Origin of the sequence: Janthinobacterium saanense (assembly GCF_014200675.1) — a bacterium.
Lineage (GTDB): Bacteria > Pseudomonadota > Gammaproteobacteria > Burkholderiales > Burkholderiaceae_D > Janthinobacterium.
The window spans coordinates 35,255-49,143 of sequence record NZ_JACHCI010000027.1; the positions used below are offsets into that span (position 1 = coordinate 35,255).

General features: G+C 57.0%; 24 protein-coding genes. 5 read left to right on the top strand and 19 right to left on the bottom strand.

Annotated features, from left to right (window positions below):
• Positions 1 to 40 precede the first annotated feature (40 nt).
• The 18 genes from HDE72_RS25280 to HDE72_RS25365 form a co-directional block, all read right to left on the bottom strand.
• Positions 41 to 982 carry a prohibitin family protein gene (locus tag HDE72_RS25280; protein ID WP_183747741.1) on the bottom strand — a complete coding sequence of 314 codons (942 nt, stop codon included), beginning with the start codon at positions 980 to 982 and terminating at the stop codon, positions 41 to 43.
• Positions 983 to 1,029: 47 nt separating this feature from the next.
• Entirely contained in the window at positions 1,030 to 1,335 is a 306-nt protein-coding gene (locus tag HDE72_RS25285) for a hypothetical protein (RefSeq protein ID WP_183747744.1), read from the bottom strand.
• Positions 1,332 to 1,577, bottom strand: a complete 246-nt coding sequence (locus HDE72_RS25290) for a hypothetical protein (protein WP_183747747.1) — start codon at positions 1,575 to 1,577, stop codon at positions 1,332 to 1,334. Before HDE72_RS25290 ends, HDE72_RS25285 begins: the two co-directional genes overlap by 4 nt.
• The gene (locus HDE72_RS25295) at positions 1,574 to 2,113 is read right to left on the bottom strand and encodes a hypothetical protein (protein ID WP_183747750.1); all 540 of its coding nucleotides are present in this window, start codon (positions 2,111 to 2,113) and stop codon (positions 1,574 to 1,576) included. Before HDE72_RS25295 ends, HDE72_RS25290 begins: the two co-directional genes overlap by 4 nt.
• Before the next feature lie 26 nt (positions 2,114 to 2,139).
• Entirely contained in the window at positions 2,140 to 2,814 is a 675-nt protein-coding gene (locus tag HDE72_RS25300) for a hypothetical protein (RefSeq protein WP_183747753.1), read from the bottom strand.
• Complete coding sequence (locus HDE72_RS25305; protein WP_183747756.1) at positions 2,811 to 3,878, bottom strand: tyrosine-type recombinase/integrase; 1,068 nt, start codon at positions 3,876 to 3,878, stop codon at positions 2,811 to 2,813. Before HDE72_RS25305 ends, HDE72_RS25300 begins: the two co-directional genes overlap by 4 nt.
• A gap of 45 nt (positions 3,879 to 3,923) precedes the next feature.
• On the bottom strand, positions 3,924 to 4,355 hold the full coding sequence (locus HDE72_RS25310; protein WP_183747759.1) for a hypothetical protein: 432 nt from the start codon (positions 4,353 to 4,355) through the stop codon (positions 3,924 to 3,926).
• A gap of 69 nt (positions 4,356 to 4,424) precedes the next feature.
• Positions 4,425 to 4,784, bottom strand: a complete 360-nt coding sequence (locus HDE72_RS25315; protein WP_183747762.1) for a hypothetical protein — start codon at positions 4,782 to 4,784, stop codon at positions 4,425 to 4,427.
• Complete coding sequence (locus HDE72_RS25320; protein WP_183747765.1) at positions 4,781 to 5,050, bottom strand: hypothetical protein; 270 nt, start codon at positions 5,048 to 5,050, stop codon at positions 4,781 to 4,783. The genes HDE72_RS25315 and HDE72_RS25320 overlap by 4 nt, the downstream gene beginning before the upstream one ends.
• A gap of 31 nt (positions 5,051 to 5,081) precedes the next feature.
• Entirely contained in the window at positions 5,082 to 5,621 is a 540-nt protein-coding gene (locus tag HDE72_RS25325; RefSeq protein ID WP_183747769.1) for a hypothetical protein, read from the bottom strand.
• Positions 5,621 to 5,971, bottom strand: a complete 351-nt coding sequence (locus HDE72_RS25330; RefSeq protein WP_183747772.1) for a hypothetical protein — start codon at positions 5,969 to 5,971, stop codon at positions 5,621 to 5,623. The genes HDE72_RS25325 and HDE72_RS25330 overlap by 1 nt, the downstream gene beginning before the upstream one ends.
• A complete protein-coding gene (locus HDE72_RS25335) occupies positions 5,968 to 6,216 on the bottom strand; it encodes a hypothetical protein (protein WP_183747775.1) in 249 nt (82 codons plus the stop codon). Before HDE72_RS25335 ends, HDE72_RS25330 begins: the two co-directional genes overlap by 4 nt.
• On the bottom strand, positions 6,213 to 7,178 hold the full coding sequence (locus tag HDE72_RS25340; RefSeq protein ID WP_183747777.1) for a hypothetical protein: 966 nt from the start codon (positions 7,176 to 7,178) through the stop codon (positions 6,213 to 6,215). The genes HDE72_RS25335 and HDE72_RS25340 overlap by 4 nt, the downstream gene beginning before the upstream one ends.
• A gap of 33 nt (positions 7,179 to 7,211) precedes the next feature.
• Complete coding sequence (locus HDE72_RS25345; protein ID WP_183747780.1) at positions 7,212 to 7,760, bottom strand: nuclease domain-containing protein; 549 nt, start codon at positions 7,758 to 7,760, stop codon at positions 7,212 to 7,214.
• A 178-nt stretch (positions 7,761 to 7,938) separates the two neighbouring features.
• Positions 7,939 to 8,226 (bottom strand): hypothetical protein, encoded by a 288-nt coding sequence (locus HDE72_RS25350; RefSeq protein ID WP_183747783.1) that lies wholly within the window; start codon positions 8,224 to 8,226, stop codon positions 7,939 to 7,941.
• Entirely contained in the window at positions 8,223 to 8,555 is a 333-nt protein-coding gene (locus tag HDE72_RS25355; RefSeq protein WP_183747785.1) for a hypothetical protein, read from the bottom strand. Before HDE72_RS25355 ends, HDE72_RS25350 begins: the two co-directional genes overlap by 4 nt.
• A 99-nt stretch (positions 8,556 to 8,654) precedes the next feature.
• Positions 8,655 to 8,960 carry a hypothetical protein gene (locus tag HDE72_RS25360; RefSeq protein WP_183747788.1) on the bottom strand — a complete coding sequence of 102 codons (306 nt, stop codon included), beginning with the start codon at positions 8,958 to 8,960 and terminating at the stop codon, positions 8,655 to 8,657.
• A 39-nt stretch (positions 8,961 to 8,999) separates the two neighbouring features.
• Positions 9,000 to 9,257: a YdaS family helix-turn-helix protein gene (locus tag HDE72_RS25365; RefSeq protein ID WP_183747791.1), complete on the bottom strand. Its 258-nt coding sequence runs from the start codon at positions 9,255 to 9,257 to the stop codon at positions 9,000 to 9,002.
• A 106-nt stretch (positions 9,258 to 9,363) separates the two neighbouring features.
• On the opposite strand from HDE72_RS25365, the gene HDE72_RS25370 reads away from it, so the two are divergent.
• Complete coding sequence (locus tag HDE72_RS25370) at positions 9,364 to 9,777, top strand: helix-turn-helix domain-containing protein (protein WP_183747794.1); 414 nt, start codon at positions 9,364 to 9,366, stop codon at positions 9,775 to 9,777.
• Positions 9,778 to 9,779: 2 nt separating this feature from the next.
• On the opposite strand, the gene HDE72_RS25375 is transcribed toward HDE72_RS25370, so the two are convergent.
• Positions 9,780 to 10,013, bottom strand: a complete 234-nt coding sequence (locus HDE72_RS25375; RefSeq protein ID WP_183747797.1) for a hypothetical protein — start codon at positions 10,011 to 10,013, stop codon at positions 9,780 to 9,782.
• A gap of 571 nt (positions 10,014 to 10,584) precedes the next feature.
• Here HDE72_RS25375 and HDE72_RS25380 point away from each other — a divergent pair.
• From HDE72_RS25380 to HDE72_RS25395, 4 genes are all read left to right on the top strand, one after another.
• Entirely contained in the window at positions 10,585 to 10,788 is a 204-nt protein-coding gene (locus HDE72_RS25380; protein ID WP_183747800.1) for a hypothetical protein, read from the top strand.
• The gene (locus HDE72_RS25385) at positions 10,785 to 11,327 is read left to right on the top strand and encodes a hypothetical protein (RefSeq protein ID WP_183747803.1); all 543 of its coding nucleotides are present in this window, start codon (positions 10,785 to 10,787) and stop codon (positions 11,325 to 11,327) included. The genes HDE72_RS25380 and HDE72_RS25385 overlap by 4 nt, the downstream gene beginning before the upstream one ends.
• Before the next feature lie 286 nt (positions 11,328 to 11,613).
• Positions 11,614 to 12,699 (top strand): ParA family protein, encoded by a 1,086-nt coding sequence (locus HDE72_RS25390; RefSeq protein WP_183747806.1) that lies wholly within the window; start codon positions 11,614 to 11,616, stop codon positions 12,697 to 12,699.
• Positions 12,696 to 13,796, top strand: a complete 1,101-nt coding sequence (locus tag HDE72_RS25395; RefSeq protein ID WP_183747809.1) for a ParB/RepB/Spo0J family partition protein — start codon at positions 12,696 to 12,698, stop codon at positions 13,794 to 13,796. Before HDE72_RS25390 ends, HDE72_RS25395 begins: the two co-directional genes overlap by 4 nt.
• Positions 13,797 to 13,889 lie beyond the last annotated feature (93 nt).

The window sequence follows — 13,889 nt, forward strand, 5'->3', positions numbered from 1 at the left end:
ATCTTTCGACGTGCCGCGCACAATGCGCACGGCACTGTTTTTACTTGCTCATGTTGAGGAAAGGGATCGGAGCGCCCGAATACATGTTCTGTGGCAAGGCGCCGTCCCAGCGCTCGGCCTTGACCTTCTCGACTTCAATGCGGCGCAGTTCGAGCACATCCTTGCTTTGGGCCAGAGCGGAGTTCTGGATACGCAGGGCATCGGCTTGGGCGGTTGCTACCTTCAAGTTCGCATACGCTTCGCCATCCGCCTTGGCCTTGAGCGCGCTCGCTTCGGCTTCGGCAATCGCCACCTTCTGCTTCTGTTCCGATTCCACGGTGCGCAACTTGTTTTCGGCGCCCAGACGCAGCTGTTCCTGGGTAACTTTTTCGCTGATCGCCTTCATGTAATCGCCGCCGAACGAGAAATTGCGCATATCGATGTTGATCACCTGGGCGCCGTACATTTCCAACTTGACCGACAGCGCGGTTGCGATATCAGCCGATACTTGCGCGCGCTTGGCGATCAGGTCAGGCGCGTTGTAGCGGGCCGTCACGGCCTTAAACGCTTCCTGCGTGGCAGTTTGAACGTAGGAAGACAGATCGCCGTCATGGCTATACTTCTCGTAGACCTCGGCCACCTTCGCTACCTTGATGCTGTAGCGCACGGTCATGCTGACCTTGACCGGCTGGGTATCTGACGTATTGCCATCCGCGTTCTCGATGCTGGCCGTCTCGGCACGCACGCTGAACAGTGCGAGCTTTTCCCATGGCGCCAAAATGACCAGGCCTTCGTTCTGGATACCTTTGATGGCGCCGAACTGGGTGACAACGCCGCGCGAGCCGGTAGGCACGGTGCGGAATGGCCAATAAGCCAGCAGCATCACCAGGATGAGCAGCGCGCCGATAACGTCGCGCGCGATGGCAAAGGAGTTGAGAGCTTTATGGGCTGGCGTGTAGTCGCCGGCAGGAACATCCTTGGTATAGCGTTGTGCAAATTTCATTAATTACTTTCTTTTGATGCCGCGCAGATCGGGGCGCGGCTTCCCGTTTAGCGCATGGCACCTTCGAAAGCTGCCTGAGCTGCTTTGTACTCATCGGAATCCGGTAGCGCGCCCTCGTAGGGCAGATACACCCGCGCGGTGTAGTCCATCCTGGTGAACAGCACATCGACAGGGTCGTGGCCGTTGCATTCTTTGTTGAATGGTGCAAACAGGTGCGTCCACGGCCCAGGCTGGCCATCAATTATGTCGAGCTTGAGGTGATCGAGCTTGTTCGCCCAACGTGGCATACGCAGCCGATTGATGCCGCGCGCGGCGGCCTCATCGATGGAGATAAGGATGGTCGTGGCGGTCACAGGGATTCCTTCCATGCGAGGAATGGCGCGCGCACCAGGGTATGGAAGCGCTGGCCAGCCGCTTCATTGGTGTCGAGTTCCACGCGCGACTTCACCTGGCAGGTGGTGGTGATGAAGTCTTTGGCGGCATCGGCGGAAGCGATCACGGCAGGGCTGTTGAAGTCGGCCCACTGCCAGAATTGCGGGTCGCGGCAGAACACGCACGCGATGATGCACAGGTCGCGGGGATTGGCGGCCGTCATGCGCTGGCCCCCTTCGCCGTTGCTGTGCTGCTGTCGAGAACGCGGCGAGGTATAGGGCGTGCGTTCCAGCCCTGCCAAGCACATTCAACGTCCCTATTGCGATACCGTCCCCCTGGATGCCGATCAACGGAACCATGGCCGCCATAGAGGATGGTTTGCTCAAACAGCCCACGCGGGCCGTGGTCATTTACCGCCAGTTTGATTTGCAGCTCCGCGCGTGGGAAGCGGGACATGCACGGCCCAAGTTCCCATTGGTCAATGTTTTGCTTGGCGAAGTAGCGGTCGACCAGGTGAGCGGCGGCGATGACATCGGCTGGCGGCATTGGGTGAAATTGCGGGCGCAGGTCAGGGTCGCACACCTCGTAACGGCGCTCAAAATCATGCTTGCTCATCAGTTCTGTTTCGCCGCCCGGGTGTTCGAGGAAGAAGTCGCCAGGAGATGCACTACCGTACTTGAGACGGCCCCGCCCATCGGCGAATTGAACGTAGACCGACCCGCCGCTCTGGTAGTTGACCCAAGTGATGGGCGTCGCCATGACCCCCGCCGGCTTTAGGTGGTGGGTTACTTGCATGGCGGCCGCTTCCTGTGGGTGGTGCGCGCTTTGATGACCGGGTTGCATTCCTCATAGGCGAGGTCAAACGCTTCCTTGGTCATGGTGAAGCTGCCGCCCAAGTTGGGCGAGACAGCAATGTCGCCAACAGTAGGCTTGTCGGCCGAGGCGAGCATGCCCCCGTCGGCAAGTGCGGAAAAGAAGCGGCGAGGCGCGCCCTCTTCTACGCGGACAATCGCCGAGGCATGAACGCCGTCAGGGTCCGGTTGCGGGTTTGGTTGCATTATTGTTATCTCCTGTCGAAGGGGGTTGGTGAAGTGGGCAGGTTGCACAGTTCGCGCTTGTGCAACTTTTTGTGTAACCGTGGTTTGTGTAACTTTTAGAGGGTCTTCCAACAGGTCCGATTTTTCGATGAAGACGGCGCCGCGCGGCCTGCCCTGCAGCTGTTCTGCATGAACCCCTGGCGCAGAGCTAACCCATTGATATTGCTTATGATTCGTGCTTTTCGATGCAAGCATTCGTGCGCGGTCGCCGGGCCGTGGAACAATTGCCTTCGCATCAACTTGATGGTTGCGATTTTGGTTGCGCAACCGCTGTGCAACCAGCGGCGCAACTGCCGAATTTCCCAGGAGCGGCGCGCAACCGGGAAATTGACACTGATGATTTCGTATTGTCGGGTTCTTCATGTGGCTACAGGCTCTCCGGGAAGGTCCGCGCCCGATTCGCGCCCACCGAAACGTATCTTCGATTCAATGCGGTCCTGTGCGGCCCCAGCGGTGTCCATGTTGATTTCCAGATAACGCATGGTGGTGGCCGAATCCTTGTGCCGCATCATTGCCTGGATGGTTTGAATGGGCGTGCCTTCCTCGGACAACAGGGTTGCGCACGTCCCGCGCAGCCGGTGCGGTGTGATACCGGTGAGCCCGGTGATCGCATTGGCCTTGCGCATCGCGTGACGCGCATATCCCTCTGGAAGTTGTCCGCGTCGACGAGATGGCGCTACCAGCCCTTCTACCTTGCGGCGAGCCTGTAAGTACTCCGCCAGCCAGCCAGGCATACGGATCGGCACTGCTTCCTTGCCCTTGGTGATACCGGGCGTGTAGGTGCCACGCTCCCAATCCACCCACTCCCAGCGCGCGCTGGCCGCTTCCGATTCGCGCAGGCCCAGTCCGTACATGAGCCGCACGGCAATGCCGACGGAGGAATTGCGGCCGGTGGCGGTATCCAAGGCGCTGAACCATGCATCGGTCAGCGCCAGGGGCAGAATCTTGCGGGGCGTTTTTTGCTCAGGCAGCATCGCTATATCCCATGGCAAGGACGGCAACACATTGCGCTTGACGGCCCAGTTCACCAGCAGCCGCAAAATGCGCAGCCAGTGGTTGCCAGATGCGGGCTTGCGCGTGGCCAGGTGCTTATTGCGGGCTACCTCGACCCGAAGCGTATTGAGCTGGTCGATCGGCAGCGGGCCCATGCCGTACAGGTGGTTGCGCTTGAACGTGCTGATTCCCCGCCGATGTGATGCGCTGGCCACAGGGCCGCGTATCTCTTCCCACTCGGCGATCAGCGCATCGAGCGTGGGCATGATGTGCCCTCCGTTCACACGGATCAGCGCAGCAGCGTAGGCCAGATTGGCGATGGCCTGCGCGCGCCGCTTATCTCGCTCGCGGGTGCTGCGTTGGACGCGGGGCAATGGCGCGAGACGGAACCGATAGTGGTACAGGCGGCCGCGCAGGAAGACGGTGCAGGTCATGGTTGGCGATTGGCGTGGATGAGATGGTGGCCGGGCATGACGCGGTCAGTCCTCGTCAGCGATGGCAAGGGCAACGTGCTTGGCGGTGCTCGCTTGCATATCCTGGTGCGCCCGCTTGAGGCTGGGGTAGAGCTTGAATGCACGGTGGCCGAAGCGCCGCACCAGGTCGTAATAGGTACGCAAGCCGACGCCCAGCTGGTCCGCCGTGCGTTTCACCACCTGATGTGGCTTGAGGTAGAAGCATTCGAAGGCCAGCCACTCGCGCTGGTACTTCGCCACGTCGCGCAGCGTGTGCACGGCCATGTTGAAATATTGCATGTCAGGGTCATTGCGGGCGTTTGGCTCACGACCGGAGCCGCCGCCTGAAGCGACAGCACCCAGCACGCCATGGCTCACGGACTTGATGTAGAAGTGGCGCGTCTCGCACCAGCGCACCCAATCCCAGCAATGTTGTACAACCGGATCCTTCGATTTCATTCAGCCCGCCTCCATTATCAACGGAGGGCAGTCTAAATGCGGTTCTTGAAAAACTTAGATTATCGGCAGCTACAGGCTGATTCGCCATGGGAACATGGGGGAATAGCCGAGGAACAGGGGCTTGGCAAAGAAATTGCGCACGCGCGCCGGCACGATCGAACTTGGTGCTTGTGGTTCGCGCAGCTTCTGCTCGAGCAACGAGCGGGCAAGGTCGGTGATCCGGTACATGATCCCCTCCTTCACCAGGCAACCTTTCGTCACTAGGCTGGTGTACAGCTCGACCATCTTAGCGTGGTTGATCCCCATCGGCAGGGTGCGGTTGGGAAACTCGCCATGGGCTTCGGCGCCCTGGTAAATCGTCATCGGCCCTCGGCGCAAGAAGGCGATCAGGATGGCCTCGCCGCGCGAATTGGATTCCGGCAGCTTCATCGTGGTGGACCCATGCGGTGTAGTGCTTGCTCCAGTTCGTCCATCACTGGGCTTAGGTGGGCGAGCGCCTGGGCCAGCTGCGCCCTGTGCGGCGGATAAGTCATGCGCGATTCAGCGTCAACACGATCAAAGTGCCGCAGCAACTCATCCAAGTCACGCCGGCGAACAATGCAGGCGTCAGGGTGGGAGTGATGGCGATGGCGGCCATCCACAGGATGTTCCTGGGCCGCTTCACGTAATCGTTTCAAACTCTCGTCAAATGCCATGTTGTGCTTGTGAGGTGAAATGGTCTGTCGGTCAAGCCGCAAGGGGCGCGGCTTTGAAAAAGTTGCCTTCGTTGATGCGTTCTATCATGGTGCGCTCTGCCCGCGCTAAATCACCGCGGAGTGCCACCTCAAGCTGGGCGTCAGCCACCACAAGAGCTTGCGGTATCGTGGCGATGGCAGGGCCATCAAGCCGGAAAGTGCCAAGACGGAAGCCTCGCGCGGACGCCCGGAATATGGCCTCTTGAGCTTCGATGAACAGCTCTTGGTACTCGGCCCCAATCCCGTCCTCACACAGCAGCAGCCCAATGTTGATGGCCTCGCACAACGGCGACCATGCCTCATGTGGTGCCTGGTGGCACTTGATCTGCACAAAGGCCGTCCAGTAGCGCAGGCATGATTCGATGCGGTGCAAGTCGGTCAGCGGCTGGCGCATCGCGTGGTCAATTTCCTCTTGCACGGCGGCTGATTTCGACAAAATGCTGACGACGTTACACGCAAGGCCATGGCGGACCCGTTTCTTCGGCGCCGGCGGCGGCGCCGGTGGCGCGATGGCACGCGCACGCATAGCCATTAAGCAAACTCCTTGGGGGCCTGGTTGGCGCCGTGGTGCTGGGGCGTAGATGGCTTCATGTTCATTTCCTTGATTTTCTTGAGCAGGGCCGCCGATTCCTCGCGTCCCTTCGCTTTTACCTGGTCGTGCTGCTGCTGGGCAATTCGAGCTTTGTAAGCCAGCTGCCGCTGGTACTCGGCCCGAACCTGTTGCTTGAGTTCTGCCAATGCTGCTTCCCCCTCCGCATTTCGGACCCGGTCGTACACTGCTTGACGGGCATGCGCTGGCGCGCCGGCCAGAAGTCGTCGCTGGCAGCACTCCCGATGGGCGTCAAAGCGCCCGGTCAGGAAGAGGCAGAACTCGCAGTTCACTTCGCTTCCAAGCCCAGCAGGGCAAAGATTTCAGCGATCGACAGGCCGGAGCGAAAGTGCATGCGGATCATCATGCGCGATGTCACCTGCAGCTTGCCGTGACGAATCTTGCTGATGACAGCCGGCGCCACCTCCAAGGCGCGGCACAGGGCCGCATCGTTTTTCACGCCCATGCGTTCGCGGACGCAGTCGAGCAGTTGGTTAGCTCCGGTGGTGTCCGGCAGATCCTGTGATGTGGTGCTCATGCTGTTCGTTCCTCCTCAGTGGTTGGTTTTGCTTCTCGTTTTACAGGTCCTGCTTTACCCGTCAGCGAGCGCAGCTGGGCGCGCACGTCATCGGGAAGTGTGCCGGCCGGTGGCAGTGCTTCGGCAGCAATCCCTACCCTGCTCATGCGCGGCGGCGCGGGCGGCACGCCGCCGTTGTCGATCGCCGCGTACAGTCGTTGCTCGAATGCATACATCGACTCGCCCACCAGCGGGGCCATGTTCAATTCCCGGCCCTTGGCCAGCTTCATTTCGTCCGTTGCACGCCAAGCCTGATCGCCCCGCTTGCTGCCGGACTTCGGGCCGCCTTCGTTACGGCACCAGTTGCGCCAGGTGCCATCCCAGTTGGTCTTGGCTCCCTTCTGTCCTCCGACACCGCTCCAGTGGTCGCGGAATTTTTCGCCCACTTCCCGGATGTACTCGACGCTCCAGTCCGGATACTTGGCCTGCGCCCATTCCCCCCATGACTTGGGAAGAACGAAGGTGGGGGGGAGGCGCGTAGCGCGGACTGCCTTCGCTGCGATGTTCCCCTCTGCGCGCCCACCATCTGCGTTTACATCTTTGTTTACATCTGTATCTAGTGATTTGCCACGTTTGGCAGTTCCATTTGCCAATTTCGGCAAATGCAGTTGCCCCGGAAGGAATTTGCATTCGTCAAAAAAGGCATACCATTTCGTGCGGTCGACAGCACGCTCGTTGTAGTTGCCTGTCACCAATACTTCCAGCTTGGTGAGCTTTTCCAGGGAGTACCGAATCTGCTTGTTTGTCAGGTACGGGAACAGCTGCGAGAACGCCTCCACGCTGTTGTAGGTCCAGGTCCGGTCGTCACGGAAATTGACGCCGTTCGCCTTATTTTTCGCAATCCAGAATTGGAAGTTGCCGATCAAAATAGCCTCGATAACCCCGTAGCTTGAAGCATGTTCAATATCGAAACTATGATTCATCGTCGCCCATCCTTACGGCAATGGGCGCTATTTCTACTTGCTATACTCATCTGCAATCAATCCTTTGTGCTTCAAAATCGGCCGGCTTTTTGCCCGCGCTACTTCAAAATGATCCTGGACCAGGTCATAGGTCCAATCTGGGAAAGACGCCCAGCCGCCATCGAGGAACGCGTGGCATTGCGCGCAGCCATAGCACCCGGCCTCGTCCTTTGCTTTGATGCCCATCCCCTTCCCGTCGATCAGCCGGTTGGAATGGCACCAGACCGTTGTGTCGGTGTTGTTCCGGCAGATGCCGGCGAAATTCAGTGTGCAATCCTCGCCCTTGGCTGAACGCCTGATGGGTGTCATTTTTGGACCGCGCGTGCGCATCCGTCGCATGCGCGGCGCCGTTGCCGTGCCGTCGGTCTTTAACCAGCTCATGGCGCTCGTGCGGGCCAGCTGGCCGCCCGTCGATGGGAAGGGGGAACGCACGAGGGGGGTTGAACTGGCGACCATCGCGGTACGCTTGAGGGGAGTATTGCGGGAGGGCATCGGCGAACGGGTCAGGCCGGTCGTGCCGAGCGCCATGGAAGAACGCTTCATACGCCTCCCGCAGCTGCTGTTGGGCGGCGCGCGCACACCACGCACTTGCCGTACTGGTGCAATTGCTTTGCCGGCGCCTCTTTCCCGCAGGCACATTTCTGCTTACTTCTAACGGACGGGCGCATGGCAGCGGTGCGCTCCCGATACCTGTCCGTGGTACTCACGTATCCCATGCGCATTACACCGCCCTCCACTTGTTTCCGCGCGTGCACCGACCAGCAGAGACGATTTTTCCACTACGGCGCAGCCGCTGCAGTACGGGATAGAGCGATTCGGATTCAACGCCAAGGGCAGTGGCAATATCGCCGACGGCAATATCGGGATTTTCCTTGACCAGCTCCAGGGCGGAAACCTCCGTTGAAGAGTCCGCACGGACACCAGTAAAGACGGCGGCGCGCTTCGGCCTGCCTCCACCGCGTGCTGCCATGACATCCTGCTGAGCAATGAAATGTTCAAACGCGTTCATGCCGCCACTCCCAAGTCCGAAAACCAGGTACGAACTGGCATGCCGATTGGCGGCGCCTGGGTGGCGGGAATAACGGAGCAGCACGACGGTGGCCGGCCTGCAATAAAAAAGACGATCGACCGTGCGCCTGGCGACAGGTCACTGGCAATGTGGCCAGTTTCCTCCAAAGCCTGCAGGGCCCCGCGAATCTCCATCGCCTTGAAAGCATGCGACGCGCGGACGGCATTGCCGATTTGCGCGGCCGTCAGCGGGGTAGCCACTTCCAGTAGTTGATCAAGGACGAGTTTCTGGCACCGATCAACGGGCTGTGGTAAAGTTCTTTTTGTCATGGTAGTTAAGAAATGTAAGAAGAAGCCCGGTTGCCGCCGGGCTTTTTTTTGTCCAGCGTTTACGCACGCTGTAGAGCGGGCAGTCTTCCTGCCGATGTTTTATTTGTACTGCTCTGGCTGTAGGTAGACGATCGCTTCCGCCGGCACCACCTTCATCCCCGCACATGCCATCGCCAAACACACCAGCGACAGGGTTCCGCTCGACTTGAGGCGCGATATGGTGGATTCATGAACCCCCATCATTTCGGCGATGGCCACCGCTGTTGTTTTGTCGATGGCCTGCAAGAAATGGGCGTTATTCTTGCGTGACTGCTCCAGAATTTCCGGCGATACTGAGCACGAGTTGAAGTTGAGCACCCGGCTGAATGCCAAATCGGCGTCGCTTGTTTCGCTTTGGTCTATCATTGCGTCCCTATTTAATGCGTAGTAGTGATATCTGTGAAATTAAGCGAGTTTCAAATCGCCGAAAATGGCCGGGTTGAGTTGAGCCAGCGTGACGCGCCCATCGAGTACCTTCACGATGTCTTTGCAGCGCTTCGGCGTGGCAAAACCTTGCTCTACCCATCGCTGCACACACTGCGGCGTGCAGCCCAACAATCGCGCCAGCGCAGACTGCCCCTTGTCTAACGCCGACACGCCTTTTTCCTGGGCCGACTGCGCCTTGGCCAGTCTTGCCGCTGTTGCTATCCCAGATTCAAGCATTGTTTCCCTATGTAAATGAGTTAACCGAAATATTACAGTTATACCCATGAAACTGCAACGAATTGTTGTAGCGTAAACTGACAACTATCGTTGTAAACTATCCATAATGACTAAGTATGAAAATGACTCGACCGTCGAGTTCTCGAAAAGACTTGCAGCTGCCTTAGAACGCAAGAACGGAGGTAATCAATCCGATCTCGCGCGCAATGTCAATTGCACACCGCAAGCAGTAAATAAATGGCTCGCAGGCAGTCAGTTTCCCCGCGACCGTATCCTGCGTGTTGTCGCCGATTACTTAGGGGTAACGCCAGAGTATTTGAAATTTGGCACCCCCAATGAACCACCGCCGCCGCCTCCACCCAAGTTTTTTCTTATGTACCTTCAAGCCGATGAGGCTGAGTTCATCACTCATGTCCGCGAACTGAGTGAAACGGGCCGCAAGCAATTGCGCGCCTCTCTGATAAATGCCGAGAAACTACCCCCGGAAGCCCTGCCACACAAGGCCAATGGCACGCACTAACGCTAGACCAGGCGCAGCTTTGGCGTTGCGCTCTTCGCAATAATTTCCCGTACTGGCGCCGCCGGCGCCGCCTCGTCGCCAGCGTTCAGCGTCAATGCCACGTTGACCAGGTACAACCTCGATGACAGTGATGCTTTGTCAAAAGCACCAAGCAGAGTAGCCCGTGCTTCTGCAACTGTCATACGAGAAATATCGATGGCACCGTGGCTGTGCCCATTCAAAATACTGCGCCGCATAGTCTTGCCTTTTCTACAAAATAGTTAATACAAAGAAACGGGCGCTTACTTTGCACTATCCAATCGTTTCCATCAAGACCTATTCCAAGTCGTTGTAAAACCTGATCCGCAGAGCGTGATTATTGGTGAGAATTGCAATATTTTATTGCTAAACGCTTGCGTCATTGTAATTTTTAATTGTAGTATCCTGCTGGCAATAAATTGCTCTGGCCACCTCTTTTTGAGGGCCAACAGTCAAGGCAGCTCACCACGTAGTGGCGGTCAGGCATTCCGCTTGCCGCTTTACTTGCCAGGGAAGCATGGGGACGTTGCCTTGACTGTTGGTGCCATGGGCCGCGCCCAGCCGCCGGCCAGGCGCTCAACACTTTAGGCAAAGCCAATGACCGTACAGCATTTCCCATCCCCCGACGCGGGGAAACCCACCCTACCCAGCGCTCAACCAATGGAACCCGCAATGAAACGCCTCTACACCCAGGTGCTGCTTGTCGTCGGCATCGCCCTCGTCGGCCTGAATATCATGTATCCGTACCCAGCACCTCTAGGCTGCCGCAGCGATATGCTGGCTTAGCGCATGCCAGCAACAGCAAGCGTGCGCGGCAAAGTGCCGCGCACCAGGCCACGCACCCCGCCTGACAACCCCGCCCTTAATGCCCTCCTGGAACTGCGCGAGCTGGTCGCCAGTGAAGGCTACGCCATGACGGCGCTCACGCTGGCCGGCTACCGCCGCGACTTGCTCGCCACCTTCGACAACTACCTCAAAGACTGCACTTCATGACAAATCTCATCGAACTGCTGCGGGCCGGCCACTTGCCGCCTGCAACCGAAATCATCCGTCACCTGGAGCAGGCAGAAGAGCGCAACCGGCTCCAACAGTCCATCATGGATAAGGCGGCCTCCATCCTTTTGGAAGGGACCGTGTCGGAAGACGGCATTGACCCGGTACAGGCCGATGCCTGCATCGACCAGATCCGCGGCATATTTAACGACATTGGACAAACGACGGTAGAGCACAACCTGGGGCTGGTATATGCCAAGGTGGCAGAAATCGCCGGCATCCCGCCGGAAGATGAATTCAATATTTTGGCCGTGCTCGACACATTGCAGGCAGGGCCAGGAACGGACGAGGCGCCGGCAAGTCGGGAGGATTCGTCTCGCCTGGATCCGCTTGAGCACGCCGGCGGCTTTATGCGCGGCACGGATGGTGGCGCGCCTGCGTTTCGGATTTTCGGCCGTGATACCTGGCATGACTCTCTTCGCTCCGCGATAGATAAGGGGCAACAGGCCAACGCAGTTGCCACAGTGGGCGCACAGTAAAAAACCTTGGCTCACTCTTCCTTATTCGCAAGCCTGCTTTTGCGTTTAACCCCCTTCCCTGCTTGCGGGAAACCAGGGGAACACTTGCTCTATGGGGGCAAGTTCTTCCACTCCAGGTGGGCATGCCAACCTCGTCAAGGCCGGCTGGACGAATCATCCGAAGGCGCCCCAATTCCACAACATTGACCCAAAATTGTAAGTTTTGCCTAATTTTCTGGAATTTCAGTTGCAATTAGGCACTGCGACGAATAATATGCTGAAACAATAGTTTTTTTGAAAGCGGAAAATGCCCCCTGAGAATGTTTTGCGCCCCTTCCACGGGGTTCGCCTGAAGCTGGCCAAGGAATTCATTGGCTTCATCGGCCCAGACAAAAAATTCCGCGAGCTTGCAAAAGAAGCAATCGGCGATCTCATTCCGGTGGGCTCGACCAGTGCTCACAAAACATATCACGCCCTTGAGATTCGACGCATCCGTCAAAAAATCTTACCGGGCCTGGTAGCAGAAGCGTTCCGAGAGCTGCCGCCAATTATCAACTTCCGCATGTCAAAGGGCGGGACGGGTAAAACGACAGTCAGCGCTAACGTAGCCACTTGCTTTGCCCAGTGCGGCTACAAGACTTTGGTGATCGACGGCGATCCCCAAGGGTCCTTGAGCATGCAACTAGGATTTGATATCAATCGTTCGCTGACCCATATTGGCACCCTGTTAGAGCGCCTATCTAAAGCTCAGCCGACACAAATCCATGACGCGGTCGTTCCTGTATATTCCGGCGGAATGCTTGACCTTATCCCAGCTGACATTACGCTTGCAAATGATTCATGGATGATTTCGACCATGGGCCGCGAAGCACTTTTACAGCGACTAATGGAGCAAGAATCGGGATTCTTTAAACAGTATGAAGTGATCATTATTGACTCCGCCCCGGGCGCCTCCTTGCTGACGACTACCTTTATGGCAGCGAGCAATATTATTACGGCCGTGGTCATTCCAGAAGCTCAGTCAGTGCTTGCGCTCGAAGTGCTTGAAGGCAACATTGAGGAAATTAATCAATCGATCCGCCGCACCGGGCCCAAACTGGGCCTTCATATTATTGCAAATCGATACCGCCAAACTTATAAATCACACAATGATGCACTTGAGAAATTGGGCTCAAAATATGCCCCCTATCTCAACGACACCATTATCCGCGACTTTGCTGGGTTTTTACGTGAAACGGATATGAGCGACTTCTCTAAGTCAGCCCCAGTCCTTGAAAAAGAACCAAACAGCGTAGGCGCCCGTGACATTATCGATGTGACAAAAGCGCTGATCAAACTCTACAATGTAAAAATGAGTGCAGCCCCATCGGCGGAATTGGCAGCAGCAGCATGACAGGCAACACCCCCCTGACTCCAGATACGGCGCAAGATGCTGAAAAACCACCTGCAAGCGCGCGCAGGCAGGTCAAGTTTTCCGGCCTGGTCAATGCCGGCGTGATATCCCCCACGCCGGACATCAATAGCCCCCCTCATTTTGCTAACACATTATCTGGGGCGGCCGCGCCCCAACAGTTGCAGCCATTAGCGGATAGGCCTGTGGCTGCTTTAACCATTGACGCTACCCAGAAGGCAGAATGGGAGCTTGTTGAAAATGAAAGCGTTCGCCTGATCGATGTTGACATGGTTGATGACAGCCCATTTCAACCAGAGGATGAAGCTCGCGATCGCTATAACAGCGAAGGAATTGATGACCTGGCGCATACGATGGCCAGTGCAGGTCAAAAAGAAAACATTATTGTTCGAGTGGTCAATGGTCGCTTTGAACTGATCGCGGGCCATCGTCGCATCCGTGCCGCTCGCTCACTTGGCTGGGCGAAAATTAAAGCACTCGTTGTCGGAATGAAAGACGACCTTGAAGCCGAAAAATCGGTAATGGTCCACAACGAGGGTACTCAAGGCAACAGTGATTATGCCAAAGCTAAACTTTATCAGCGCGCAAAACAGAGAGGTTTCGCCAAGACCCAAGCCGATATCGCCCATATGTTTGCGACGAAACAGGCGTCAGTTTCTAAACGGCTTGCGATGCTTGAGTTACCAACTCCAATCCTAAATTTACTTGAATCGCAATTCGACCTTTTCGGCATGAATGCATCTGCTGCGATTCATGAATTGTTAGCTGAGCTCCCATCGGAGACGGATTTAATTACCAAGGCGGTTGCTCGCATCAAGCACGAAAACGCGAAAGAGAACTCAATTCGCGGGTGGGTTTTGCAGATGGTTCAGTCACGCACCAAACTACTATCTGGTAAGCCAGGCAAAACCAAGCCCAAGGTAATTACAGACCCAGCAGGGCGCCAGCTGTACACAGCAAAACTTGAAGGCCGTGTTATTACCTTCCGCGTCAGTGCGGCAGAGCTGGACCCGAGCGTCACCCTCGATGCCATGGTCGAGTATTTCCAGGCCGCAGCAAAAGGAAAAAGCAAAGAATGAAATACTTAAAATATCCATTAAAATCAATGACTTATAAATTATTCTACTGGAATAATTCTCAGATGATTGAGTTTAAGGAGGCGCGGCTATGAA